We start from the raw sequence: 23,249 nt of genomic DNA, 5'->3' as shown, positions 1-23,249 counted from the left end.
ACTCCGGAAACCCGGTTGCCACAGCCACATTCGAGGTTAACCTGCATGGTCGGTAATTAGCCAGACGACCCAAATACCTCGTCTCTAGACACTACTAGTCGCCGTTGCCGTCGGTCTGTGCGCCCCCGGTTTCCTGCCAGCCGCCCGAATCGACGATTTCGAAGAGCTTGCGCCAGTTCTCGTCGTCCTGGGCTTCGGGCAGCGCGTCCCGCAGTTGTCGGAAGTCGGATTCCGGAACCTGCGAGTGGACGAGGTCGATGACGACGCGGGCGTGATGGGCGGCATCCGCCCGGTCGGTCTTCTCGATGTCGCTGACGCGGTCCAGAAACTCCGACCAGCCGAAGCGCTGGCCGTGGTCCTGCACCGCGCCGGTCATGTACCACTTGACTTCCATCGGAAGCGATGCCGCGAGGTCGGCGGCGTTGCCCTCGGGGAGCCGCTGGCCCAGCGTCATCAGCGTCGCCCGAGTCGCCCGAACCGCCTCGCCGGTGCCGGGAAGTTCGAGTCGGTGCTGTATCTCGCCGGTGAATTCGTCGAAGTTCATACGTTTGGATATCATCACGCGACCATATCAAACTGGGTAACACATCCCATGAGATGAGAACGGACCTGCTGTTCGGCGCTTCGAGCGGGCCGGTCGACCGGTCGTCCCCCTCCATCGGTCTTCCGAGTGCCCTCACACTGGTCGGTGGGTTAATCGTGGTTCTCTACGACAATGCACGTATGGACATCACCGAGCTCATCCAAGAGGACATCGTGACGGTCAATCTCGACGATAGTCTCATCGACGTCGCCGAGGTGTTTCTCGAAGAGCGAGTCGGGAGTGCCGTCGTCGTGGATGCGAGCGACGAAGTCATCGGCATCGTCACCGACCGAGACCTGGTCATCTACGGACAGAATTTCATCGAAGCGCTCGACCGGACGGCAGTAAACGAGGTTCTGGCGATGTCGGTGTTTTCGGTCGAACCCACGGTGAGCGTGCTGGAGTTGACCGAACGGATGCGCGAGGCGGGCGTCCGGCGAGTGCCGGTCATGGAAGACGGCGAGCTACTGGGCATCGTGACTCTCGACGACATCATCGTCCACCTCGCAGACGAGTTGGAGAGCCCGGAACTGGAAAACCTCGCTGCAGTCATCGAGTCGGAGTCGCCCACACGCGACGCCGACGGCGCCTCAAGCGCCGACTGACACCACCCCGGAATCGGCGCTGTTCCTAATCGGTGGGAATCACCACAGAAGGGAGGTCGATACGGCACCTACGGAACGACGATGCCAGACCGTCGCCGATTCAAAAACCGCACCGAGGCCGGCGAACAACTCGGGGCCGCGCTCCGAGAGCGCGACATCGACGTGGAGTTGGTTCTCGCCATCCCGCGAGGTGGCCTGCCGCTCGGCCGCGCGGTCGCCGATACGCTCGGCGTCCCGCTCGACATCGCCGTCGCATCGAAAATCGGTGCGCCCGGCAATCCCGAGTACGCCATCGGCGCCGTCGCGAGCGACGGGACAGTCTGGCGCAACGAAACAGCCATCAGCAACACCCGCGCCGAGGAGACGTACTTCGAGCAGGAGCGCGAACGTGAGGCCGCAACCGCCCGCGAGAAGGCCGACCGCTACCGACGTGGTCGGCCCGCACACGACCCGGCCGGCAAGACCGTCGCCGTCGTCGACGACGGTTTGGCGACGGGAGCGACCGTCAGAGCCACTCTCGCGATGCTCCGGGAGGCCGGCGTCGAGCGTATCGTGTTGGCGGTGCCGGTCGGCCCGCCGGACACCGTTCGCGAGTTGTCCGAGATAGCCGACGAAGTCGTCTGTCTGGAGACGCCCAGTCAGTTCGGCGGCGTCGGCCAGTTCTACGAGCGGTTCGACCAAGTCACCGACGAGGAGGCGATGGCGTACCTCTCCGAGGGCGACGACACATAAAAAACCCCGATGGCGAGTGCCAGAGTTCGAGAACCGTCGGCGGTTACTTCTGCTTCGGCAGCGAAGTACGAAGTGCCGACAGTGCAGTTGCGACTGCAGTTCCGGCCAGCGGTACAGCGCGACAGAACGGAAGCGGACGGACACCGACACCCATGGATATCACTACTATCGTATCGGAAGAGTACGTGCAGTTCCCCCCGGAGACACCCGTCTCGAAGCTCGCGGGGGCGTTCGAGGACCCCTCGGTCACGGGGGTCGTCGTCTACGGCGACGCCTTCGAGGGCGTGGTGACGCGACGCCAACTCGCGGGGTCACACCACCAGCCAAACGAGAAACTCGCCTCGCTGGTCTGGCACGTCCCGCGGCTCACCCCCGACGAGGACGTCCGGAAAGTCGCGCAACTCATGATAGACGCCGACTCGCAGTTCCTCCCCGTCTTCGAGGGCGAGGAGTTGGTCGGCGTCGTCACCGCCGACGACGTACTCGAAGCGGTCCTGCCGTACCTCGATGCGGCGACCGTCGCCGAAGCGGCGAGTACCGACCTCGTCACCGTCGACCCGGCGGCGAGTTTCGGCGAAGCGCTCCACGTCTTCCGGGAGCACCGCATCGCCCACCTCCCGGTCGTCGAGGACGACACCGCGGTCGGTATCCTGAGCCTCTACGACGTGACCGACTTCACGGTCCGGTCCGGAGACCAGAGCCAGGGCGGCGACGGCGGCGGCACCGACTCCTTCGGTGGCGACATCTCCGCCAGTTCCGGCCGCACCCACGGCGGCTTCGGCGCCCGAGAGGGGGAACTCGAGCGGGTGTTGGACCTGCCGGTCCGCGACATGATGGTGTCGCCGGTGCGGACGATTTCCCCCGAAGAGACCCTCGACGTGGCCGTCGAGCGGATGTTCGACATGGGTGGGTCGTCGCTCGTCGTCACCGACGACGGCTCCCCACACGGCATCGTCACGAAGACCGACGTGCTCGATTCACTCACGTGGGAGGCCGGCGGCAACCGCGCGGTGCAAGTGTACGGCGTCGACTTGGTCGACGACACGAGCTACGACGACATCGTCGCGATGGTCGAGAACTTCGACGACAAGGACGGCGGGATGAGCGTGTTGGACGCGAAGGTCCACCTCCACGAACACGACGAGAAACTCCGGGGGACGCCGCTGCTGTTGGCCCGGATTCGCCTGCACACCGACAGGGGCCTCTACATCGCCTCCGGCGAGGGCTACGGTGCGAGCCACGCGCTCAACGAAGCGCGTGACGCCCTCGAGCGACAGATTCGCGACCGGAAGACGAAGGGCAAAAGCAAGAAACACCGAGGCGAGGAGTTCTGGGAGAAGCGCTTCGGCTGGATGCTCGAAGCCGAACCCTGAGCGACGGGGCGGCCGTGAACCTCGAAGCCTGCCTCACAGGAAGGTCCCGAGGTTCACGACGAACAGCACGTAGAGGAGCAGCAGTATCGTTCCCTCCGACCGCGTGATTTCTCGGTCCTGCGTGATGAAGAAGTACAGCACGGTCACCAGAACCATTACGGGGAGGCCGTACCCGCGGATGCTGTCCGGAACCGCGAGGTCGCCGATGAGACTCGGCACCCCCGTGACGAGAAAGCTGTTGAACAGGTTCGAGCCGAGGACGTTTCCGACGGCCAATCCCGGTAACCCCCTTCTGACGGCCATGACGCTGACGACGACTTCGGGAAGGGAGGTCCCCAGGGCGACGGCGGATATCGCTATCAGTTCGGTACCGATTCCAAGCGACCCCGAGATGTCGACTATCGACTCGACAAGAACGTACGCCGCCCCGAAGACGACGACCATGCTCACCACCAGGAGAGCGTAGGTTTTGGCGCCCGCATCGGGGGGATTCTCGGCATCGGCCTCGTCCTCGACGAGTTCCTCGACGAGCATGCCGACGTAGCGGTCCTTCTCCGAGATGGTGAAGTGGACGTAGACGGCCAGTGCGGCTAACGCGAGGATACCCTCGTACCACGAGAACGGCGAGTTCCACACCGCGAGAATCAGGAATACGGCCGAGGCGACGAGCAACGGCAAGTCGACCTCGACGAGGTCACGGATGATGCGGATGTCGCCGCCCACCACCGCGGCGATGCCGAGAACGAGCAGCATGTTCGAGACGTTCGAGCCGACGACGCTCCCCATGACGATTTCGGAGGCCCCCTGACTCACGGCCAGCATCGAGGACACCAGTTCGGGGAGCGACGTGCCCCCGGCGACGATGGTCACCCCGATGACGAACGGCGAGATACCGAACGAGAGGCCGATTCGTTCGGCCGCGGAGGTGAACCCGTCGGATGCCACAAGCAGAACGGCGAGGCTCACGACGAACAGCGCCGCCGAGACAACGACATCGACCATCTGTTTGAACGTAGACCCAGAGATGGGTTAGTAATACCGACCGTCCGGCCGTGCCAGAAGCCGCCCGAAAGCCTCCGCTAGTGGTTCGCCGTCAGCGCACCGTATGGTTTATAAACGTAGCGATTTTGCAGCCACTATTTATATAGCTTGCGAAACTTTTATAAGAAAAGAGAGATTACTTAGAGTGAAGGCAGTTCGGAAGGGGCGTTTCAGCCCTCGACCCTCCACCGGCGAACAGCCGGGTATCATCCCTCCAGCATGACTCAGAAACCCACACTTTCGACGTACGACAGTACCGAAGACGAGACCGAAGCCCCCGTCGAAACGGAGGGGGCCGAACAGAGTACCGAACACCGACAGGACGAGCTGACCTGTCCGGAGTGTAACGGCCGGCTCGAAAGCGGCGGCGCAGAGACCGTCTGTGCCGACTGTGGGCTCGTCGTCGACGACGAGCAGATCGACCGCGGTCCCGAATGGCGTGCCTTCGACGCCAGCGAGCGGGACGAAAAGAGCCGCGTCGGTGCACCGACGACGAAGATGATGCACGACGACGGCCTCTCGACGAACATCGGCTGGCAGAACAAAGACGCCTACGGCAACTCGCTGTCGGGCAGCCAGCGCAAGAAGGTCCAGCGGATGCGCACCTGGAACGAACGGTTCCGCACCCGTGACAGCAAAGAGCGCAACCTCAAGCAGGCACTCGGCGAAATCGAACGGATGTCGTCGGCGCTCGGACTTCCCCAGAGCGTCCGGGAGACGGCGTCGATGATCTACCGACAAGCGTTGAAAAACGACATGCTGCCCGGACGCTCGATCGAGGGCATGGCGACGGCATCGCTGCACGCCGCCGCCCGGATGGAACAGTTGCCCCGGTCGATCGACGAGCTCACCGCCGTCAGTCGCGTCGACGAAGTGGAGTTCAAACGCGCCTACCGCTATCTGAACCGCGAACTCCAATTGGAAGTCCAACCCCCCGACCCCAACGAGTACCTCCCGCGGTTCGCGAGCGAACTCGACGTCGGTGAGGACACCGAGCGCCGCGCCCGCGAGTTGCTCGATGCGGGAAAGCAGGCCAACCTCCACTCGGGGAAATCGCCGGTCGGCCTCGCTGCCGCCGCACTCTATGCGGCCGCCCAGTCCACCCCCGAGAACCTCACCCAAAGTGACGTCTCGAAGGTGACCGACATCTCGGAGGTCACCATCCGGAACCGCTACCAGGAGTTGCTCGAAGTCGACGGCGCCGCGCGTGCCGACAACGGCGAATCACCGGTCGCGGTCTAACGACCGGAGCCGACCGGCCCGACGACGCCCGTAAGCCTCGGGACGCGAAGCGGCCGCTTACGATTCGTCGGCCCGTCCGTCTTCGACCCACTCCCAGGCGTCTTCGATAGCCGCTCGCCGAAGCCCGGACGGCGCCAGTCAGCTGCCCCGTCGGCTGTTACTGGTACATCCCCGCCGTCCGTGGATCCGGCTCCTGTTGTTGCTGATACTGTTGGAGCTGTTCGGCGATCTGTTGTTTCTGCTGTTGGATTTCCTCGGCCTGTTCGAGCAGTTCCTGCGTGTCGATATCGAAATCGACGAGCGGTTCCAGTGCGTCTTCGATGACCGCACGGGCCGCCCCAGGGTCGGGAATGTAGGGGTTCGAGCGGACGAGGAGCACCGCCGCCGGAACGTCATTGCGATAACAGTCGTTCAGTAGCGCACCGGTAACGCCTCCGACGACACCCGACCCATCGGCCAGGGTGATTCCCGCATCGGTCAGCGAGGCCTCTAACTGGTCGGTCGTGGCGACGCCGGTGACCTCGCCGATTTCTTCTTCGGACTCCGCGGGGGCCCCTGCGAGAAAGACGGCGCGTTCGAACTCGTCGGCCACATCGCTCAGAACGCAGCGACTCAGCGACTCGACTGCCGTTGGGGGAATCGGGACATCGCTTTGCAGGGTCATCACGGCCGGGTCCTCACCAGCATAGACGCGCACCGCGTCGCGAACCCGACCCTCCTCGAACGCCGCGACCGAAGGGAAATCGTCGGAGACGATACTACCGTGCTGTTCTAACCCGAGTTGCTCCGTGATTTGGTCGACCGCGATGGAGGCAACCAACCCCAAGCCGGGAAGCCCCTCGATGAGCGTCAGCGAGTCGGCCGTAAGTTCTGTCGTCTTCTCGAAACGGGTCGATGAATCAGGAGACACTACAGGACACCAACCCATCAATCGGTCCGTGAGACTTAATTCGTGTTGCCCGTTCCCGTGGCGTGGGAACCATTCCGTATCCCCGGAAACTCTCGTCGCTTCCGACGGTCTGGAACTGCCGAACATATAGAAGCACGCGGGGCCGATACAATGGTATGGGCACAGACTGGAAAACCGCCATTCGAGAGGACCGCGAGGCGAAAGACGAGTATTTTGGGACGAACCCGCATTCGCCGATTCCGCCGGAAGAGCGAGACGCCTTCGAGGGGCTTTCCTACTACGGACTCGATGACTCCTATCGGTTCGAACTCCCCCTCCACGAACACGACGACAAGGAGACGGTGACCGTCGCAACGAGCACCGATGGCGAGCGGGAGTATCTCCGGTGGGGAGAGTTCCGGTTCGAGGTCGACGGCGAGGCCGTCATACTGCAGGCCTACAAGAGCGACCCCGACGACGACCGACTCTGGGTACCGTTCCGTGACACGACGAGCGGCGAGGACACCTACGGCGCCGGTCGGTATCTCGACCTCGAACCCGAAACCCACCGGACCGACGACGGGACGTGGATTCTCGATTTCAACGAGGCGTACAACCCGACCTGTGCGTACTCCGACCAGTACGAGTGTCCGCTCCCACCGACCGAGAACTGGCTCGAAGTACCGATCGAAGCCGGCGAAAAGGCGTATCACTAGGGGAAAGAATACGTGAGCGTTGAAACACTCTGTCAGATTTGTGAGGCGGCACCTGCCGAGCACCAGTGTTCACGGTGTGGGGCGCTCGTCTGTACGGCCCATTACGACGTTGAAACGGGGCTGTGTACCGACTGCGCTGCGGAATATCGGGGCACGGCGTCGGGCGAGTGAGTTAGCACTCCGCGACTACTCGGCGCGGGCACCGATTTGGGCTCCGTCGGCAGACCGACAGTTGACGGCGACCCCGAGCATGAGTAGCAGCGCACCGATGTAGAGGCTGGTCAACAACAGGAGAACACCACTGAGCGTGCCGTAAATCGCATACTGAGACGCCTGTCGGACGTACACCTGAACGATGACGTGGAGGACGGTCCACCCCGACGCGGCGAAGACGGCACCCGGGAGCGCCGACCGCGGTCCAGACACCACATTCGAAGGGACGTAGTACATCGGCAGGAACACCACCGTGAGCGCGCCGAGCAGCACGCCAGCGGCGACGCTGTCGAAGAGGACACTATCAGCGAGCGCAAGCGAAACGGCGCTCGTCGTCACGAGGACGAGTCCCGAGGAGACGAACGAACCGATGACGACCACGCCATCGCGGAGTTGGGTTAGTCGGCGTCCGTCGGTCGAGGCCGGACCCTCGATTCGACCCAGCACCGTCAGGAACGCCACCGCGGCGTTCGCGCCCGTCCAGGCGAGAACGGCGACGGAAAGCAGCGAGGCACCGGTCCGCCCCGACACCGACGCCAGCGCATCGATGAAGAGCTCCCGCGCCGCGGGCGTCAGATACAGCGTCATCGACTCCTCGACGCCCGCGGTGAACCGGGGACCGAACGCCACAAGCCCCAACAGCAACAGCGGGACGAGCGAGACGAACGTGTAGTACGCCAGTGCGGCAGCCGGATACTTGACGTCGTGGTCGTTCGCCACCCTGAGGAGTGCAACGACGTCGCGAACGCCCCGAGACGAGAGCTCCATATGGAGTATCCAACGTTCGGACCCAAAACTCGTTGCCCTCGATTGGCCGCCGAACTCGGCCGACCGCCGCGCAGTGACCGCGCTCGGTCGTCCGTGGACCCCCGCAAAGAGGCACAGTACCATTACCCATAGGGCCGAATCGTACACTCGTGTCCGATAGCCCTCACAGCCAGCCGGCCGAGGAGGTCCTCTCCACCCACGACACCAGCGTCGAGGGACTCTCGGAGGCGGCGGCGGCGGAGCGACTCGAAACGCACGGCCCAAACGACGTCGTCAAGGCGAGTTCGCGCACGTGGCCGAAAATCCTCCTCGCGCAGTTCGACAGCGTGCTCATCTGGGTACTCCTGGCCGCCGCCGCGCTGTCTATCGTCGCCGGTCACGCCGTCGACGCCGTCCTCATCGCCGTCATCGTCGTGGCCAACGGACTCTTCGGGTTCGTCCAGGACTACCGCGCCGAACAGAGCCTCGAATCGCTCCGTGAATTGACCGCGCCGACGGCGAACGTCCGACGGGGCGGCGAAACCGTCGAGGTCACCGCGACGGAACTCGTCCCCGGTGACGTCGTGGAGTTGTCCAGCGGCGACGTAGTGCCGGCGGACGGACGGCTCCTCGAGGAGACGGACCTCGAAATCGACGAGGCGGCGCTGACGGGCGAGAGCGCACCCGTCTCGAAGGACCCCGACCGCGTCGCGGCCGACGCGTCGCTGGCCGACCGGACCGGGATGGTGTACAAGGGCACGAACGTCACCCGCGGCAGCGGCGTCGCGGTGCTCACCGGGACCGGGATGGACACCGAGATGGGAGCCATCGCCCGCGAGTTGGCGGCGACCGAAGAGACCGAAACGCCCCTCCAGCAGGAACTCGACGAACTGGGGCGGTATCTCGGAATCGGCGTCATCGTGTTGGCCCTGCTGGTCGTTCCGCTGTTGTTGTTCCGAGGAACCGAGCCCATACAAGCCGGGCTGACGGCGATTTCGCTGGCCGTCGCCGCCGTCCCCGAGGGGCTACCGGCCGTCGTCACCCTGACGCTCGCTCTCGGCGTTCGGAAGATGGCCGACGAGAACGCGCTGGTTCGGAGCCTCCCGGCGGTCGAAGCCCTCGGTTCCGTCGACGTCATCTGTACCGACAAAACCGGAACGCTCACCGAGGGGCGAATGACCGCGAGCCGGGTGTGGACGAACGACGCGGTCGTCGAACTCGACGAGGAGACGGGGCGGGACACCTCGTCTGAACAGGTCGAACTGCTGTTGCGGGCCGGCGCGCTCTGTAACGACGCCACCACTGAGGACGGCGACCCCACCGAGAAGGCGCTGGTCGTCGCCGCCGAGGAGTACGGCTTCGACGTCGAGACGCTCAGAGAAGAGAATCCACGAACCGACGAGATTCCGTTCTCCTCCGAACGGAAGTGGATGGGGACCGTCCACGGCGACCGCGGCTACGTGAAAGGCGCCCCGGAGGTCGTCCTCTCGAAGTCGACCCGCATCCACACGGCCGACCTCACCGAGTCGGCCGCCGAGGGCGTCCGCGAGCAGGTGAAAACGTTCGCCGACGACGCCCTCCGGGTGCTGGCGGTCGCCTACGCCGACGACCCCGACGACATCGACTCGGAGTTGGTGTTCGTCGGTTTGGTCGGCCTCATCGACCCGCCGCGCGAGGAGGTCGCCGAGGCGATTGCGGCGACCGAACGCGCCGGCATCGGCGTGAAGATGATAACCGGCGACAACGTCCGGACGGCCGCCGCCATCGCGGAATCCCTCGGGATGGGTCGGACGGTCACCGAGGGTAAGGAAATCGAGACGATGAGCGACGACGAACTCCGCGAGCGCGTCGAGACCGCCGACGTGTTCGCCCGTACCTCGCCGGAACACAAGGTCCGCATCCTGCGTGCGCTCAAGGACAACGGCCACGTCGTCGCGATGACGGGCGACGGCGTCAACGACGCCCCGGCGCTGAAAAGCGCCGACATCGGCATCGCGATGGGGATTCGCGGCACCGACGTGGCCAAACACGCCAGCGACGTGGTGTTGCTCGACGACAACTACGCGACCATCGAGCGGGCCGTCGAGCGCGGCCGCGCCATCTTCGACAACGTCTGGAAGTTCGTCGCCTACCTGCTCAGTGCGAACGTCGCCGAAGTCGCGCTCGTCTTTCTCGCCTCGCTGTTCGGCTATCTCGTCTTGCCTGCGGTGCAGTTGCTGTGGATCAACCTCCTCACCGACGGGTTGCCGGCGCTGGCGCTCGGCGCCGACCCCCAGAGCGGCGACGTGATGGAGCGCCCGCCCCGGGAGTCCGACCGCGGCATCATCGACCGCCGGATGCTCGGCCTGATAGTCGGTACCGGCACAGTGTCGACCGTGCTCATGCTTGGATTGCTGTTTTACACCCTCGGCGGGGCTGCCGCCATCACGCCGTATGCGATGACGATGGTGTTCACGGGGTTCGTCGCCCTCGAATTCGAGAAACTGTACGTCATCCGGTGGCTGCGGGAGACGCCGACGTTCTCGAACCCGTGGCTCGCGCTCGCCGTCGTCTCGTCGCTGGTGCTCCAGTTGGCGGTGCTGTACACGCCGCTGAACAACTACTTCGGAACCGTTCCGCTCGGCGTCGGCGACTGGGCCGTCATCGGCGTCGTCCTCGCGGTCGCGCTGCCCGCCTACCTCGCGGTCGTCGCGCTGCTCAAGCGGACGACGCCGGCCTGAAGGCAGCGCAGACACCAAAACAACTGCTCCGGGATACCCTTTTGGACGGCGAGGTTGTCCACAACGTATGTCCACAGTTCGCCGGCTCGTCATCGACGTGTTGAAACCCCACGAACCATCGCTTCTGGAGTTCACGACGCAACTCTCCGGCATCGAGAGCGTCGAGGGCGTCACGTCGTCGCTCATCGAACTCGACCAGGAGGTCCAGAACGTCAAACTGACCTTCGAGGGCGAGGACGTGTCCTTCGACACGATCAAGGAGCGAATCGAGAGCCTCGGTGCGACGGTCCACTCCATCGACCAGGTCGCCTGCGGGGAGTACATCGTCACGGACCGCCGGACGTTACAGGACGGCTGAGAGCCGTGGTCTCGCTTCGACGACGCCTGCGGCGACTCCTCGGACGGGAGGACGTTCTCCCCATCGCCCGGCGGTACTTCATCTCAAACGGGTTCGACGGGACGCTCACCAGCATCGGCGTCATCGTCGGCGCCGTCCTCTCGGGCGTCCCCAGCGGCGCGACGGTCATCAAAATCGGGCTGGGGGCCGCGGTCGGCCTCGGAACGTCGGCGGTCTGGAGCGTCTGGGAAATCGAGCGCGCCGAAACCAAGGCCGAACTCAGACGCATCGAGCGGGCGATGCTCGTCGACCTCGACGACACCCAAATCGAACGCGAACAGCGTGGTGCCCGCCTGTTTCACGCGACGATGAGCGGCCTCGGACCGCTCATCGGCATCCTCATCCCCCTCATCCCGTTTCTCTTCGAGGGAACGCTTTTGACGATGGTCGAAGCCGCGCTCATCGCGGTCGCACTCGGTATCGGGGTGCTGGGTGTCTTCGGGGCGTACATGGGCTCTATGTCCGGCCAACGCTGGTACGTCGCCGCGGCACGGATGGCACTCGCCGGGCTGGTCGTCGCGATAATCAACCTCTTTTTGCCCGGTTGAACGGCCGCCCACCGCCGACCGACCCGAACGCCTCGCCGGTCAAGTTTTATTGTCACTGGTTCGGAACGAGGGTCGTGGCAGCAAGCAACACCCCGAAGTCGGACGCCGATATCGGCCTGTTGGACGCCGTCGCCATCGAGGTCGGCCTCATCATCGGCGGCGCGCTGTTCGCGCTGGTCGGCGTCGGCGTCGACATCGCCGGGACGGGCGTCGTGGTGTCCTTCGGCGTCGCGATAACCATCGCCGTTCTCGGACTCGTCCCGACGGCGATGCTCGGAGCAACGTTTCCGACGACGTGCGGACACTACCGGTATCCCGCCCGGTTCGTCTCCCCGGCGCTGGCGTTTCTGGCGGCGTGGGGACTCGGCATCAGCATGTTCGCCGGCGGGTTGCCGCTGTACGCGCTGACCGCCGGCGAGTACCTGACGGCGCTGGGTCCGTTCTCGGCAACCGCGAGCGGTATCGCCCTGCTGACGCTGTTTTTCGTGTTGAACCTCTTCGGGATTCGCCTCGCAGCGAAAGTCCAACTGCTGATGTTCGTGGGGTTGGTCGTCGCGTTGGGTGCGTTCGTCGCCTTCGGCGCCCCGACCGTCGAGGCGGCGAACCTCACCTCGCCGTTCGCCAGTGGGCCGGTCGGGATTCTCGCCGCCGCGGGCGTGCTGTACTTCACCTGTCTGGGCGCGAACTTCGTCATCGACATCGGCGGCGACCTCCGGGATGCGACGGTGACGATTCCGCGATCGTTCCTCCTCTCGATTCCCCTCGTCTTCCTGTTGTACGTCTCCGTCGCCGCCGTCGCCGTCGGGTCGCTGGGCGTCGAGGGGATGGCCGGACAGACCCTCGAAGTCGCCGCCGAGCGGTTCCTCTCGCCAGCGTTCCAGACCGTCTTCATCATTTGTGGGGCGCTGTTCGCCGTCGCGACCAGCCTCAACGCGACGTTCATCCTGATTCCGAAGTACGCCGAAGCCCTCGCCGACGACGGCGTGTTCCCGGCCGCACTCGGCGCCACCAACGACCGATTCGGGACGGCCCACTGGACGCTGCTCGGAACGTATCTCCTCAGTGCGGCCATCCTGCTGGCACCGCTTCCATTCGAACAGCTGGGGACGATGCTGGCCTTCGGCGGCGCACTCGTCGTGACGGTCGTCATGCTGGCGGCCATCAGCGTCCTCCGGGACCCGCCTTCGGAGTTCGACCGCGAGGCGTTCCCCGTCTCGACTCGGGTCGTCTACGCGATGGCGGTACTTGCGGTGCCGCTGAACCTGCTTCTCATCGCACTGCTGGCGACCCAATCGACGACGCTGTTTCTCGCGTGGGCGGGACTGGTCGCGCTGGGGGTGCTGTTCTATCACCTCCGAGTCGACGGCGTCGGGTCGAATGCCGAGGCCGTCGAGTGACCACGACACCTATTAGGGAATGGCTGACACATCACCGACGGAGCAACACAGACAATGACAATCGAGCGAACGGGCGTCGTCGGTGCAGGACTGATGGGTCGCGATATCGCCGGACTGCTGGCGAACGCCGGCTACGCGGTCACGCTAATCGACGTCGACGCCGACGTGTTGGCCGAGGCGCGAGCGTATCACGAGGAGACGCTGGAAGCCGAACTCCGCGCCGGCGGCCTCGAGGTATCGGACCGCCCTGCCGAGCGAATCGCCTACGACACTGACATCGAGGCGCTGTCGGACGCCGAGTTCGTCGTCGAGGCCGTCCCCGAACGGCTCGGCCTCAAACGCGGCATCGTCGCAGACCTCGAAGGGGTCCTCGCCTCCGATGCGGTTATCGGAACGAACACCTCCTCGTTGACGCCCGGCGACATCGCCGCCGAGATGGACCACCCCGAACGGGTCGTTTTGTTTCACTTCGCGAACCCCGCGCTTCGCCGCGACATCGTCGAGATATCCGGCGACGAGGCGAGCGACCGCGCACTCGACATCGCCCACGAGGCCGCCGAAGCAATCGACCGCGAGCCGATTCGACTCCGCCGGGAGTACCGCGCTAACGGCCTCTCGCGGCTGTCGGCGAGCATCAAGTGCGCCGCGACGTGGGAACTGCTGGAGGCCGACCCCGCGGCCATCGACACCGCCGCGAGAAACGTCGGCTTCGACCGCGGGCCGCTGGAACTCATCGACCTCATCGGCTTAGACGTCCACCTCGCGACCGTCGACAACCTCTCGGAGGTCTACGGCGACCGCTACGCCCCGCCGCCGGACGTCCGCGACCGGATGGAAGAGTTGGTCGCCGCAGAGCGCCTCGGCAAGAAATCCGGCGCGGGCTTCTTCGAGTGGGATGGCGAGGAGTGTCTGATGGACGACCCCGAGGAGCCACACGACATCCAGCCGATTCTGGCGGCGCTGGTCAACGAGGGCCACCGCCTCGTCGAGGACGGCATCGCCGACGAAGCGACGGTCGACGAGATTCTCAAACGCGGCGGCGACAGCGAAATCGGCCCCTTCGACCTCGAGGAGATGTTCGGTACCGATGCGCTTCGAGAGACGCTCGAACAACGCCACGAGGAGACGGGCGCGGCCGTCTACGACCCCGTTTTCTGAGGGACCATCGGGGCGTCTTGGCGGTTAGTTCAGCGTCCAGAAGCCGTAGTTGAGATACGTCGCAAACGAGACCCACGTGAGGTACGGAACCAACAGTAGGGCCGCCCTGCGGTCGACCCGAGCGAAGGCCCACATCGTCGCCACGATGAGCACCCAGAGCGCGAGGATGACCGCGAGTCCCAGGCCGATTTCTCGCGCGCCGAAGAAGACGGCCGACCACCCGAGGTTGAACGCGAAGTGGACGACGAAGACGCCGACGGCGAGTCGGACCGCCTCGGGGTCGGCATCTGCCTGCCGCCACACCAGCCACAGGGCGACGCCGATGAGCGCGAACAGGGCGGTCCAGACGGGGCCGAACACCCAGTTCGGCGGCGCCAGCGCCGGCTGTTGGAGCGAGTCGTACCACGCGCCGAGGCCCTGTGCGGTGAAGACGGCGCCCGAGGCGCCGACCACCTCGACGGCGAGGACAGCGACGACGAGGGCGACGAGCGGGCGTTCGACGGCCAGTTCTCGGAGGTCCGACCGGAGAGAAGCCATACAGAGTGATTCGACCGAACGGACAAATACGTACGCTCGAACGAGCGTCGACACGCTGGACATCCTCGGAGCAGCCACGGTTTGGTAGAGCGAACCCGCCGAATCAGCCACACACAAACCGCCAGCGCACTCATTTATCGTCTCTGCTGACGTACCAGAGCCATGTATTCGAGCCGCACGCTCTCGCTGTTCGTCGTCATCATGGTGGTCCTCGCCGGCTGTGCCGGCGGTGGCGATGTCGCCCCGAACGGCGATGCGGAGACTCCCTCGGATGAGACTGTCGATGGAGACCCCGACGACGCCGAGGCGTTTTCGCTCGGCGACCCCGAGCAGACTCTGCGTGAGGCTGGCAGTTTCACCGTGACGTGGCAGTACGCCGGTGTCGACCGAAACGGCATCGAGACCGATGTCACTCGTGAGTTCTACGCCGACCTGGGCGCGGAGCGCTCGCATACGGTGATCGCCACGGGTGAAGGCGGCGAGGACAGCGTCACCTCCGAGCAGTTCGTCGCCGACGGCGTCACCTACGCACGTACCGGGTCGGGCGATTCGGCCTCCTACGCCGTCTACGAGGGTACGACGGATGTGGTCGGTACGGCCATCGCGCTCTCACAAGCCCGAGCGTACGGCGCGGACGACGACCTGACGTACCGCGGAAGCGAGACGTTCGACGGCGTCGCCGTCGACCGCTACGAACTCTCCGCGGCCAGTTCGGCGCTCATCCGGGCCGGTGGCGTGGCCGCCGGGTCGGCCGACGAGTTCGAACTCACCGACTTCGAGTACACCGTCCTCGTCGACGAGGACGGCCTCTCGCGCTACGAAGCGTGGTCCTTCGCCGGGCGAACGCCAGACGGCGAGACGGTGAGCGGGGAGTGGACGTACTCGCTGACCGGCGTCGGGTCGACCACCGTTCCGGACCCCGAGTGGCTGGCCGAAGCGCAGGCCCAAGCCGCGACCTGACGCGTTTCAGCCCGTCAGAACACTATCGGCGGGACCGCGAAGGGGTCGACCTGCACGTCGAGCAACGTCGGTTCGTCGCTCTCGATGGCGTTGGGGAGCGCCTCGGTGAGTTCGTCGGGCGTCTCGACGGTTTCGCCGCGACAGCCGAAGCCGCGGGCGATGGCGGCGTAGTCGACGCCCTCGTGGAAGTCCGTCGAGAGTTGGAAGTTGTCGGTGCCGATTTGGCTGGCCTTCGAGGAGCCGAGCCCGTCGTTGTTCAAGACGACAACGGTCAGCGGCAGGTCCTCGCGAGCGGCCGTCTCGAGGTCGGCGATGTGATAGCCGATGCCGCCGTCGCCGGAGAGGGCAACGACGGGCGTGTCGGGACGGGCGAGTTGGACGCCGATGGCCTGCGGGAGACAGACGTTGATGCCGTCGCTGCCGCGGGCCTGTAGGTAGCCAAGACCGGGTTCTTCGACCTCGTAGAAAGCTCCCGAAAAGAACCCCGAGTAGCTGGTGGCGCTGACGAGAATCCCGTCGGCCGGGATGGTCTCGTTCAGTTCGTCGACGACGCGGGCGGGTGCGACCGGTTCGGCGTCGCTCCGCAAATCGCCATCGTGGGAGACCCGCCACTCGGTGCGGTCGGCGTCGAGCGACTCGATGCGGTCGGCGCGGTCGGCGTAGTCGTCGGCGTCGATACAGTCGTTGAGCGCCCGAAGCGTCGCCCGAACGTCGGCCTGTATCGCCGCGTCGGTGGCGTAGTTCTTCCCCAGCCACGCCCGGTCCAAATCGACGTGGACGATTTCGGCGTCGTCGGGAATCAGCGACCACCCGACGGTGGTGAGGTCGCTGAATCGCGTTCCCAATCCGACGACGAGGTCGGCGGCTTCGAGGGCGTCGTTGGCCGTCTCACAGAACCCCCACCGCCCCGCGACGCCGAGCGCGTACGGTTCGGTCTCGGCGACGGCACCCTTGCCGTTTATCGACGTGACGACGGGCGTGTTCGTCCGTTCGGCAAACTCGGTCAGTGCCTCGCTGGCGTCGGCGCGAACCACGCCCTCTCCGGCGAGGACGACCGGCGCCTCGGCGGCTTCGAGACGGTCCAGCGTCGCCGCGACGCGTTCGGGGTTGGGCGCGGGACGGTCGGTGGGATACGACGCGTCGACTGTGGCCGGCGAGTAGTTGACATCCTCCTCGAACACGTCGCCGGGGAGGTTGACGTGGGCGGGTTTCGGCACGCCGGTCGTCATCTGTCGGAGCGCCGCTTCGACGGCTTCGACGGCGCGGTCGCCGGATTCGGCGTCGAAGGTCACCTCGGCGTGTGGGCCGAGTATCGCCTCGTTGTCGCCGTCCTGTATCACCTCCCGTCCGCGGATGTCGCGTTCGTTGTCGCCGGTGAGCGCGAGGACCGGACTGGAGGCGCCGTCGGCTTCACACAGGCCCGCGCTCATGTAGGCGGCGCCGGGGCCGCCGACGCCGTCGACGACGCCGACCGTCCGGTTGGCCCGGGCGTACCCGTCGGCCATCAGCGCCGCACTCGCTTCGCTACGGCCCAAGACGTGTCGCAGCGAGGAGTCCGCGAGGCTCGAGTAGTAGGGGTCCATCTGCTCGCAGGGGAAGCCGAACACCGTGTCGACGCCGCCCGCTTCGAACAATTCCACGATTTCGTCTGTTGTACCTGTCATCGTCCTCTCGACCCGAAAGAGTCGGACAGACCGTTACGTCCGGCGGTAAAAAGTGTACTCCCGTCAATCGACGGTCAACGAGGGAGTCGGCCGACTCCGCGACTTCACTCGTAGGTCGTCGTGTAGCCGCCGTCGAACAGCAGGTCGCCGCCGTTGAGGTGTCTGGCGTGTGAGGAGAAGCCGAACACGAAGAGGTTCGCCACCTCGATGGGCATCATCAACTCCTTCGTCCGGGCCTGCCCGAGCATCACGTCCTCGATGACCGCCTCCTCGGAGATGCCCCGTTCCTCGGCAGTGTCGGCTATTTGGTTGGCCATCAGCGGCGTCAGTACGTAACCGACGCTGACTGAAAAGCCGCGCAGCGTGCCCTCGCCCTCGGCGGCGATAGAGCGTGTGAGCCCGTTGAGGCCGTGTTTTGCGGTGATGTAGGTCGCCTTGTCACGTGTCGCGTACTGGCCGTGGACCGACGACATGTTCGCGATTGCGCCGACCCCGTCGTCCGTCTCTCGGATGTGCGGCATGACGTGTTTCGACAGCAGGAACGGCGCCCGCAACATCACGTCCATCATGCGGTCGTACTCCTCGGTCGGGAACTCGGGGATGGAGGCGATGTGTTGCATCCCGGCGATGTTGGCGAGGTAGCGAATCGACCCCTCCTCGCTCGCGGCGTCGACGGCGGCCTCGATATCGTCGCCGTCGGTCAAATCGCACGGTGTGGCGACCATCCGCCCGTCGGCATCGAGGGAATCGACCGTCTCGACAGTCCCGTCGAGGCCGTCCTCGTCGACGTCGAGTCCGACGACGGTCAGGCCGTTGACCGCGAGCGCGATGGCGGTCGCCCGTCCGATGCCCGAGGCGGCGCCGGTCACGACGGCGACGGTGTCACTCGAGAAGCGGTCGTCCTCGAGTCGGAGAACACGGTCTTCGGTAATCGGCGGCGGCGAGAGCGAGTCGTCGTCCGGAGACGGTTGTGAAGCCATACCACGACATCGACGACGGGACGGTATGGATTCCAAGGTTTACATTCGAACCGTCGTAGTTCGGGGGTCCCGCATCAACTTCGAAACGTCAGGGACCGAAAGCGGGCTACGTACGGGTGTGGGGGTCAATTTCCACGTTCAGCAGCCCCACCTCTATCCGGGACTACGGAACACGACAGAGCCAAAGGAACGCCACGGCGCGGCGCGGAAAAATTCAGACGAGCAGTTGGATGTCGGACTCCGCCATGTGCTGGAGCGCGGTGGCGGCGCCGACGCCGACGGTCACGTCGTCGTAGAAGTCGTCTTCGTCGTACTCCATCAGCTCGATGGTCATCTGACAGGCCTGCAGCTCGACACCCTGGTCCAAGGAGAGCTCGATGAGCTCTTCGATGGTGGCGGTGCCGTTCTCGGAGATACGCTTTTCCATCATCTTCGTCGCCATGCTGTCCATCCCCGGGAGCGCCGCGAGGGCGTTCGGCATCGGCATACTCGGGTTGCCGACGGCGGAGAGTTTCAGGTCCTTGGACTTCTCCTCGTGGAGGATGTCCAGTCCCCAGAACGTGTGGAAGACGACGACGTCCCAGCCGAAGGCGGCGGCCGTCGACGCGAGGATGAGCGGCGGGTACGCCATGTCGAAGGTCCCCTGCGTGGCGACGATGGTCATCTTCTTCGTGTCGTCTGCGGTGTCGGTTTCCAGCGTGGCGACTTTGTCCTCCAGTTCCTCGATGCGAGCCTGGAGCTCCGCTTCGGTCAGTGGCTCGCTGTCGGCCGACGCCGCGGGCGTGTCAGTACTCATTTTACGCGGTCTTCTCGACGTAGTGTTTGTACACGTCGCCGTCCTCGACCTGCTCGAGGAGCTCGACGCCGTCGGTTCCTGTTGCCCAGCCGTCGATGTCGCTCATGCTGCCGGCGTCGGTCGCCAGCACTTCCAGCACCTCGCCCTCGGCGAGGTCGTCGATAGCTTGCTTCGTCTTCACGACCGGCATGGGACACGATGCACCTTTCACGTCGAGCGTCTGTGAGATGTCGAATTCTGCACTCATTGTTATTTCTTCACTCCGTGTTCTGTATTGGAGCTATCGCACAATATAGGAGCCAGGGATAAAAGAATATCGGTTCTTGCACTATCCTCAAACAACCGTCTACGGAATGTATAACTAACTTGTGATCGCGTATGCGTGTGTTCGACCCTGTAGGACGTGTTTCTCCGAAGACCCCACACCCACTGTATTGTACTATAGATGAACTACTATGCAAACTCTTTAGTACATCGACCCAGTAAGGGAGCATGTACGACATGAACGCCGAAGACTTCCCGACTCCGGACGAACCGGTCGACTCGATCACGCCCGAAACGCTGAAGGGCCGAATCGACTCCGGCGAGGACATCACCATCCTCGACGCGCGCATGGAAGCCGACTACGACGAATGGCACATCGACGACGACAACGTCACCACCATCAACGTCCCCTACTTCGAGTTCCTCGACGAGGAAATCGACGAGGACGTCCTCGAAGCGATTCCCGATGACCGCGAAGTGACCGTCCTCTGTGCGAAGGGCGGCGCAAGCGAGTTCGTCGCCGGGACGCTCGCCGAGCGCGGCTACGAGGTCAACCACCTCGAAGACGGCATGAACGGCTGGGCCCGCATCTACGAGGCCGTCGAAGTCACCGACTACGACGGCGCCGGCACGCTCCTGCAGTACCAGCGGCCCTCCTCGGGCTGTCTCGGGTACTTCCTCTACGACGACGGCGAAGCCGCCGTCATCGACCCGCTGCGTGCCTTCACCGACCGCTACCTCGATGACGCCGACGAACTGGGTGTCGACCTGCAGTACGCGTTCGACACCCACATCCACGCCGACCACATCTCCGGGCTGCGCAACCTCGACGCCGAGGGTGTCGAGGGCGTCATTCCGGAGGCCGCGGTCGCACGTGGTGTCACCTACGCCGACGACCTGACGACGGCCGAAGACGGCGACACTTTCGAAGTCGGCGACGCCACCATCGAGACGGTGTACACGCCCGGCCACACGACGGGCATGACCTCGTATCTCGTCGACGACTCGCTTCTGGCCACCGGCGACGGCCTCTTCATCGAGAGCGTCGCCCGCCCCGACCTCGAAGAGGGCGACGACGGCGCCCCCGAAGCCGCACGCATGCTGTACGAGTCGCTCCAAGAGCGCGTCCTCTCGCTGCCCGACGACACGCTCATCGGTGGCGCTCACTTCAGCGACGCCGCCGAACCGGCCGACGACGGCACCTACACCGCCCCGGTCGGCGACCTCGTCGAGGAGATGGACGCGCTGACGATGGAGGAAGACGACTTCGTCGAACTCATCCTCTCGGACATGCCGCCGCGTCCGGCCAACTACGAGGACATCATCGCGACGAACCTCGGACAGAACGCCGTCGACGACGAGGAAGCGTTCACCCTCGAACTCGGGCCGAACAACTGTGCCGCGAGCCAGGAATCCCTCGCGGGTGACTAACACCGCCGATGGTGACTGACCTACTCGTACTTCAAGCGGCCGCCGAGCTGTTCCCCAACGGGGTCAGTCGCTACGCCGTCGGTGGACTGCTGGTCGGCCTCGGAGCCGTCGTGATTTACCTGGGAACGGGCATTCCCGCCGGCGCGAGCACGTTCCTCGAGTCGACGCTCTCGTACGTCTCGGACCAATCGCGGTTCCAGCAGTACGTCGCCTCCCGGGATTGGCGCGTCGTGTTCACGGTCGGCATCATCCTCGGTGCGGCGCTGTTCGCGGCGACGGTCCAGTCCGGCGTCATCACGACATCGCTGTACGAGCCCGGCACCACCGGCCAGCTGTATGAGGTCGCCGGCGTGACGCTGTGGTTGACCGACGTACAGCCGTGGCGGCTGTTCCTCGGCGGCATCCTGGTCGGCATCGGCACCCGAGTCGGCAAGGGGTGTACGTCCGGCCACGGCGTCTGTGGCGTCGGTTCGGCGTCGAAGACGTCCATCGTCGGCGTGGTGACGTTCATCCTGGTCGCTATCGGAACGGCACAACTCGTCGCGGCACTGGGGGTGAGCCCGTAATGGCTGACCGTCATCCGCTGTTCATGCCGCTGATACTCGTCGGCGGCCTGATATTCGGGTTCGGGCTCGGGTTCAGCCACATGGCGCGACCGGAGGTCGTGTTGAACTTCCTCCTGTTCGAGGACTTCGGACTGGTGTTCGTCATGTTCGGCGCGGCCATCGTCACCGGCATCGCCTTCGCGGTGATGCCCCGAATCCGAGACACCGCGCCGCTGACCGGCGACCGCTACGAGCGGCGCCTGAAGTCCTTCGACAAGAACGTCCTCATCGGCGGCGGCATCTTCGGCGTCGGCTGGGGACTGTCGGGCATCTGTCCCGGCGCGGCGTACGCCAGCCTCGGCGTCGGCAACGTCACCATCCTGTGGGCGCTGGCCGGCATGTTCGTCGGCGCGTACGCACAGGGCGTCTGGCGGAGTCGAACGGCCGACACCGCCGCGGCGGCCCCGGCTGACGACTGACACTTCTTTCGAGTTCGTTTCTACACTACATGGAACCCTCCATCATCGTCCTCTTCGTCGTCGCAGGACTCGCGAGTCTGTTCATGGCGTGGGTCATCGGCGCCGGCTCCAGCGGTGCGACCCCCTTCGCTCCGGCGGTCGGCGCGAACGTCATCTCGACGATGCGTGCGGCGTTCGTCGTCGGAATTTTCGGCTTCGCCGGCGCCGTGACACAGGGTGCGAACGTCTCCGAGGCCGTCGGTCGCGGCCTCGTCGGCGGCATCACCCTGCCCGCGACAGCCGTCATCGTCGTGTTGTTCATCGGCGCCGGACTGATGGCCATCGGCATCAAGACCGGCTACCCCATCGCGACGGCCTTTACCGTCACGGGGGCGGTCATCGGCGTCGGTTTCGCCCTGGGCGGGTCGCCGGTGTGGCCGAAATACCAGCAAATCGGCGCCGTCTGGCTGCTGACGCCGTTCGTCGGCGGCGGGATGGCCTACGGTATCGCGAGCGTGCTTCCCCGGTCGGACGTGCCCGAACGATTCAGCGTCTCGCTTCTGGCGGGCGGCGTCGGGTTGGTGCTGGCCAACGTCGCGTTCACGGGACTGGGCCCGGACGGAACGCCCGGGTCCGTGGTCGGCGCTGGAGGTCGACTCCTCGGAGTCGACCACTGGGCCGTCCCGGTCGTGTTGTCGGCAGCCGTCGCAGTCGCCGTCGCGACGCTCGTCTACGCCGACATCCGGCGGGACGAGGCGGGCGGACTCAAGCGAGTATTGTTGGCGTTCGGGTCGCTGGTGGCCTTCTCGGCGGGCGGTAGTCAGGTCGGCCTCGCGGTCGGTCCCCTGTTACCGCTGCTCGACGACGTGGGGATGATTTCGCCGCTCGTCGTGTTGGTCGGCGGCGGCGCCGGCATCCTCGTCGGCTCGTGGACCGGCGCGCCGCGGATGATCAAATCGCTCGCCCAGGACTACTCCTCGCTGGGGCCGCGACGCTCCATCGCCGCGCTCGTCCCGTCGTTTCTCATCGCCCAACTCGCCGTGCTGTTGGGCGTTCCCGTCTCGTTCAACGAAATCGTCGTGAGCGCGATAATCGGCAGCGGCGCGGCGGTCGGCGGCTGGGACAGCGTCAGCGCGCGCAAAATCCTCCTGACGGTCGGCGCGTGGATTGCTTCCTTCGGCCTCGCATTCGTCGTAGGCTACGCCTCCATGGCGTCGCTCGTGTTCCTCGGGTGAGCCGGCGGAGACGGCAGG

At 65.3% G+C, this 23,249-nt stretch carries 24 protein-coding genes; 15 read left to right on the top strand and 9 right to left on the bottom strand.

The window, feature by feature from the left end; genetic code table 11:
• Window positions 1-94 precede the first annotated feature (94 nt).
• Window positions 95-544: a DUF2267 domain-containing protein gene (locus HWX69_RS05400; protein WP_178916070.1), complete on the bottom strand. Its 450-nt coding sequence runs from the start codon at window positions 542-544 to the stop codon at window positions 95-97.
• Between the two features lie 179 nt (window positions 545-723).
• Here HWX69_RS05400 and HWX69_RS05395 point away from each other — a divergent pair, with 179 nt between their 5' ends.
• The 3 genes from HWX69_RS05395 (at window position 724) to HWX69_RS05385 (ending at window position 3,293) form a co-directional block, all read left to right on the top strand.
• Entirely contained in the window at window positions 724-1,188 is a 465-nt protein-coding gene (locus HWX69_RS05395) for a CBS domain-containing protein (protein ID WP_178916069.1), read from the top strand.
• Window positions 1,189-1,269: 81 nt separating this feature from the next.
• Window positions 1,270-1,920, top strand: coding sequence for a phosphoribosyltransferase (locus HWX69_RS05390; RefSeq protein ID WP_178916068.1), 651 nt, complete (start codon window positions 1,270-1,272; stop codon window positions 1,918-1,920).
• Window positions 1,921-2,072: 152 nt separating this feature from the next.
• Complete coding sequence (locus HWX69_RS05385; RefSeq protein ID WP_178916067.1) at window positions 2,073-3,293, top strand: CBS domain-containing protein; 1,221 nt, start codon at window positions 2,073-2,075, stop codon at window positions 3,291-3,293.
• 33 nt (window positions 3,294-3,326) lie between these two features.
• Here HWX69_RS05385 and HWX69_RS05380 read toward each other — a convergent pair whose 3' ends face one another.
• Window positions 3,327-4,295: a calcium/sodium antiporter gene (locus HWX69_RS05380; RefSeq protein ID WP_178916066.1), complete on the bottom strand. Its 969-nt coding sequence runs from the start codon at window positions 4,293-4,295 to the stop codon at window positions 3,327-3,329.
• 258 nt (window positions 4,296-4,553) lie between these two features.
• Between HWX69_RS05380 and HWX69_RS05375 the strand changes: the two genes are divergently transcribed.
• Window positions 4,554-5,576 carry a transcription initiation factor IIB gene (locus HWX69_RS05375; RefSeq protein ID WP_178916065.1) on the top strand — a complete coding sequence of 341 codons (1,023 nt, stop codon included), beginning with the start codon at window positions 4,554-4,556 and terminating at the stop codon, window positions 5,574-5,576.
• Between the two features lie 157 nt (window positions 5,577-5,733).
• Here HWX69_RS05375 and HWX69_RS05370 read toward each other — a convergent pair whose 3' ends face one another.
• A complete protein-coding gene (locus HWX69_RS05370; RefSeq protein WP_348642979.1) occupies window positions 5,734-6,486 on the bottom strand; it encodes a proteasome assembly chaperone family protein in 753 nt (250 codons plus the stop codon).
• 155 nt (window positions 6,487-6,641) lie between these two features.
• Between HWX69_RS05370 and HWX69_RS05365 the strand changes: the two genes are divergently transcribed.
• Complete coding sequence (locus HWX69_RS05365; protein WP_178916063.1) at window positions 6,642-7,181, top strand: DUF1684 domain-containing protein; 540 nt, start codon at window positions 6,642-6,644, stop codon at window positions 7,179-7,181.
• Window positions 7,182-7,367: 186 nt separating this feature from the next.
• Here the strand turns inward: HWX69_RS05365 and HWX69_RS05360 are convergent, their stop codons facing one another.
• Window positions 7,368-8,162 carry a YihY/virulence factor BrkB family protein gene (locus HWX69_RS05360; RefSeq protein ID WP_178916062.1) on the bottom strand — a complete coding sequence of 265 codons (795 nt, stop codon included), beginning with the start codon at window positions 8,160-8,162 and terminating at the stop codon, window positions 7,368-7,370.
• Window positions 8,163-8,311: 149 nt separating this feature from the next.
• On the opposite strand from HWX69_RS05360, the gene HWX69_RS05355 reads away from it, so the two are divergent.
• The 5 genes from HWX69_RS05355 to HWX69_RS05335 all read left to right on the top strand — a co-directional run bounded on the left by HWX69_RS05355 (window position 8,312) and on the right by HWX69_RS05335 (window position 14,361).
• The gene (locus HWX69_RS05355) at window positions 8,312-10,861 is read left to right on the top strand and encodes a calcium-translocating P-type ATPase, PMCA-type (protein ID WP_178916061.1); all 2,550 of its coding nucleotides are present in this window, start codon (window positions 8,312-8,314) and stop codon (window positions 10,859-10,861) included.
• A gap of 67 nt (window positions 10,862-10,928) precedes the next feature.
• Entirely contained in the window at window positions 10,929-11,219 is a 291-nt protein-coding gene (locus tag HWX69_RS05350) for a DUF211 domain-containing protein (RefSeq protein ID WP_178916060.1), read from the top strand.
• On the top strand, window positions 11,216-11,806 hold the full coding sequence (locus tag HWX69_RS05345) for a VIT1/CCC1 transporter family protein (protein WP_218644738.1): 591 nt from the start codon (window positions 11,216-11,218) through the stop codon (window positions 11,804-11,806). Before HWX69_RS05350 ends, HWX69_RS05345 begins: the two co-directional genes overlap by 4 nt.
• Window positions 11,807-11,880: 74 nt before the next feature.
• Window positions 11,881-13,203 carry an amino acid permease gene (locus HWX69_RS05340; RefSeq protein ID WP_178916058.1) on the top strand — a complete coding sequence of 441 codons (1,323 nt, stop codon included), beginning with the start codon at window positions 11,881-11,883 and terminating at the stop codon, window positions 13,201-13,203.
• Between the two features lie 54 nt (window positions 13,204-13,257).
• On the top strand, window positions 13,258-14,361 hold the full coding sequence (locus HWX69_RS05335; RefSeq protein ID WP_178916057.1) for a 3-hydroxyacyl-CoA dehydrogenase: 1,104 nt from the start codon (window positions 13,258-13,260) through the stop codon (window positions 14,359-14,361).
• Between the two features lie 24 nt (window positions 14,362-14,385).
• Here HWX69_RS05335 and HWX69_RS05330 read toward each other — a convergent pair whose 3' ends face one another.
• Entirely contained in the window at window positions 14,386-14,898 is a 513-nt protein-coding gene (locus tag HWX69_RS05330; RefSeq protein WP_178916056.1) for a TspO/MBR family protein, read from the bottom strand.
• Between the two features lie 162 nt (window positions 14,899-15,060).
• Here HWX69_RS05330 and HWX69_RS05325 point away from each other — a divergent pair, with 162 nt between their 5' ends.
• The gene (locus HWX69_RS05325; protein ID WP_178916055.1) at window positions 15,061-15,858 is read left to right on the top strand and encodes a DUF7537 family lipoprotein; all 798 of its coding nucleotides are present in this window, start codon (window positions 15,061-15,063) and stop codon (window positions 15,856-15,858) included.
• Between the two features lie 14 nt (window positions 15,859-15,872).
• Here the strand turns inward: HWX69_RS05325 and HWX69_RS05320 are convergent, their stop codons facing one another.
• The 4 genes from HWX69_RS05320 to HWX69_RS05305 all read right to left on the bottom strand — a co-directional run bounded on the left by HWX69_RS05320 (window position 15,873) and on the right by HWX69_RS05305 (window position 19,545).
• Window positions 15,873-17,522, bottom strand: coding sequence for a thiamine pyrophosphate-binding protein (locus tag HWX69_RS05320; RefSeq protein WP_178916054.1), 1,650 nt, complete (start codon window positions 17,520-17,522; stop codon window positions 15,873-15,875).
• Window positions 17,523-17,626: 104 nt separating this feature from the next.
• Entirely contained in the window at window positions 17,627-18,502 is an 876-nt protein-coding gene (locus HWX69_RS05315) for an SDR family oxidoreductase (RefSeq protein ID WP_178916053.1), read from the bottom strand.
• Window positions 18,503-18,716: 214 nt separating this feature from the next.
• Window positions 18,717-19,298 (bottom strand): DsrE/DsrF/DrsH-like family protein, encoded by a 582-nt coding sequence (locus HWX69_RS05310; RefSeq protein WP_178916052.1) that lies wholly within the window; start codon window positions 19,296-19,298, stop codon window positions 18,717-18,719.
• Between the two features lies 1 nt (window position 19,299).
• The gene (locus HWX69_RS05305) at window positions 19,300-19,545 is read right to left on the bottom strand and encodes a sulfurtransferase TusA family protein (protein WP_178916051.1); all 246 of its coding nucleotides are present in this window, start codon (window positions 19,543-19,545) and stop codon (window positions 19,300-19,302) included.
• A gap of 254 nt (window positions 19,546-19,799) precedes the next feature.
• Here HWX69_RS05305 and HWX69_RS05300 point away from each other — a divergent pair, with 254 nt between their 5' ends.
• From HWX69_RS05300 to HWX69_RS05285, 4 genes are read left to right on the top strand one after another with little or no spacing between them, the layout of a single operon-like run.
• Window positions 19,800-20,993 carry an MBL fold metallo-hydrolase gene (locus HWX69_RS05300; RefSeq protein ID WP_178916615.1) on the top strand — a complete coding sequence of 398 codons (1,194 nt, stop codon included), beginning with the start codon at window positions 19,800-19,802 and terminating at the stop codon, window positions 20,991-20,993.
• An 8-nt stretch (window positions 20,994-21,001) separates the two neighbouring features.
• On the top strand, window positions 21,002-21,559 hold the full coding sequence (locus tag HWX69_RS05295; RefSeq protein ID WP_178916050.1) for a YeeE/YedE family protein: 558 nt from the start codon (window positions 21,002-21,004) through the stop codon (window positions 21,557-21,559).
• Window positions 21,559-22,017: a DUF6691 family protein gene (locus tag HWX69_RS05290; RefSeq protein WP_178916049.1), complete on the top strand. Its 459-nt coding sequence runs from the start codon at window positions 21,559-21,561 to the stop codon at window positions 22,015-22,017. Before HWX69_RS05295 ends, HWX69_RS05290 begins: the two co-directional genes overlap by 1 nt.
• 29 nt (window positions 22,018-22,046) lie before the next feature.
• Entirely contained in the window at window positions 22,047-23,231 is a 1,185-nt protein-coding gene (locus tag HWX69_RS05285) for an inorganic phosphate transporter (RefSeq protein ID WP_178916048.1), read from the top strand.
• Window positions 23,232-23,249: the final 18 nt, after the last annotated feature.

Source organism: Natronomonas gomsonensis (assembly GCF_013391635.1).
GTDB classification, from domain to species: domain Archaea; phylum Halobacteriota; class Halobacteria; order Halobacteriales; family Haloarculaceae; genus Natronomonas; species Natronomonas gomsonensis_A.
The sequence above is the reverse complement of the archived record's forward strand: the minus strand, read 5'-3'. Positions and strand labels throughout refer to the sequence as shown.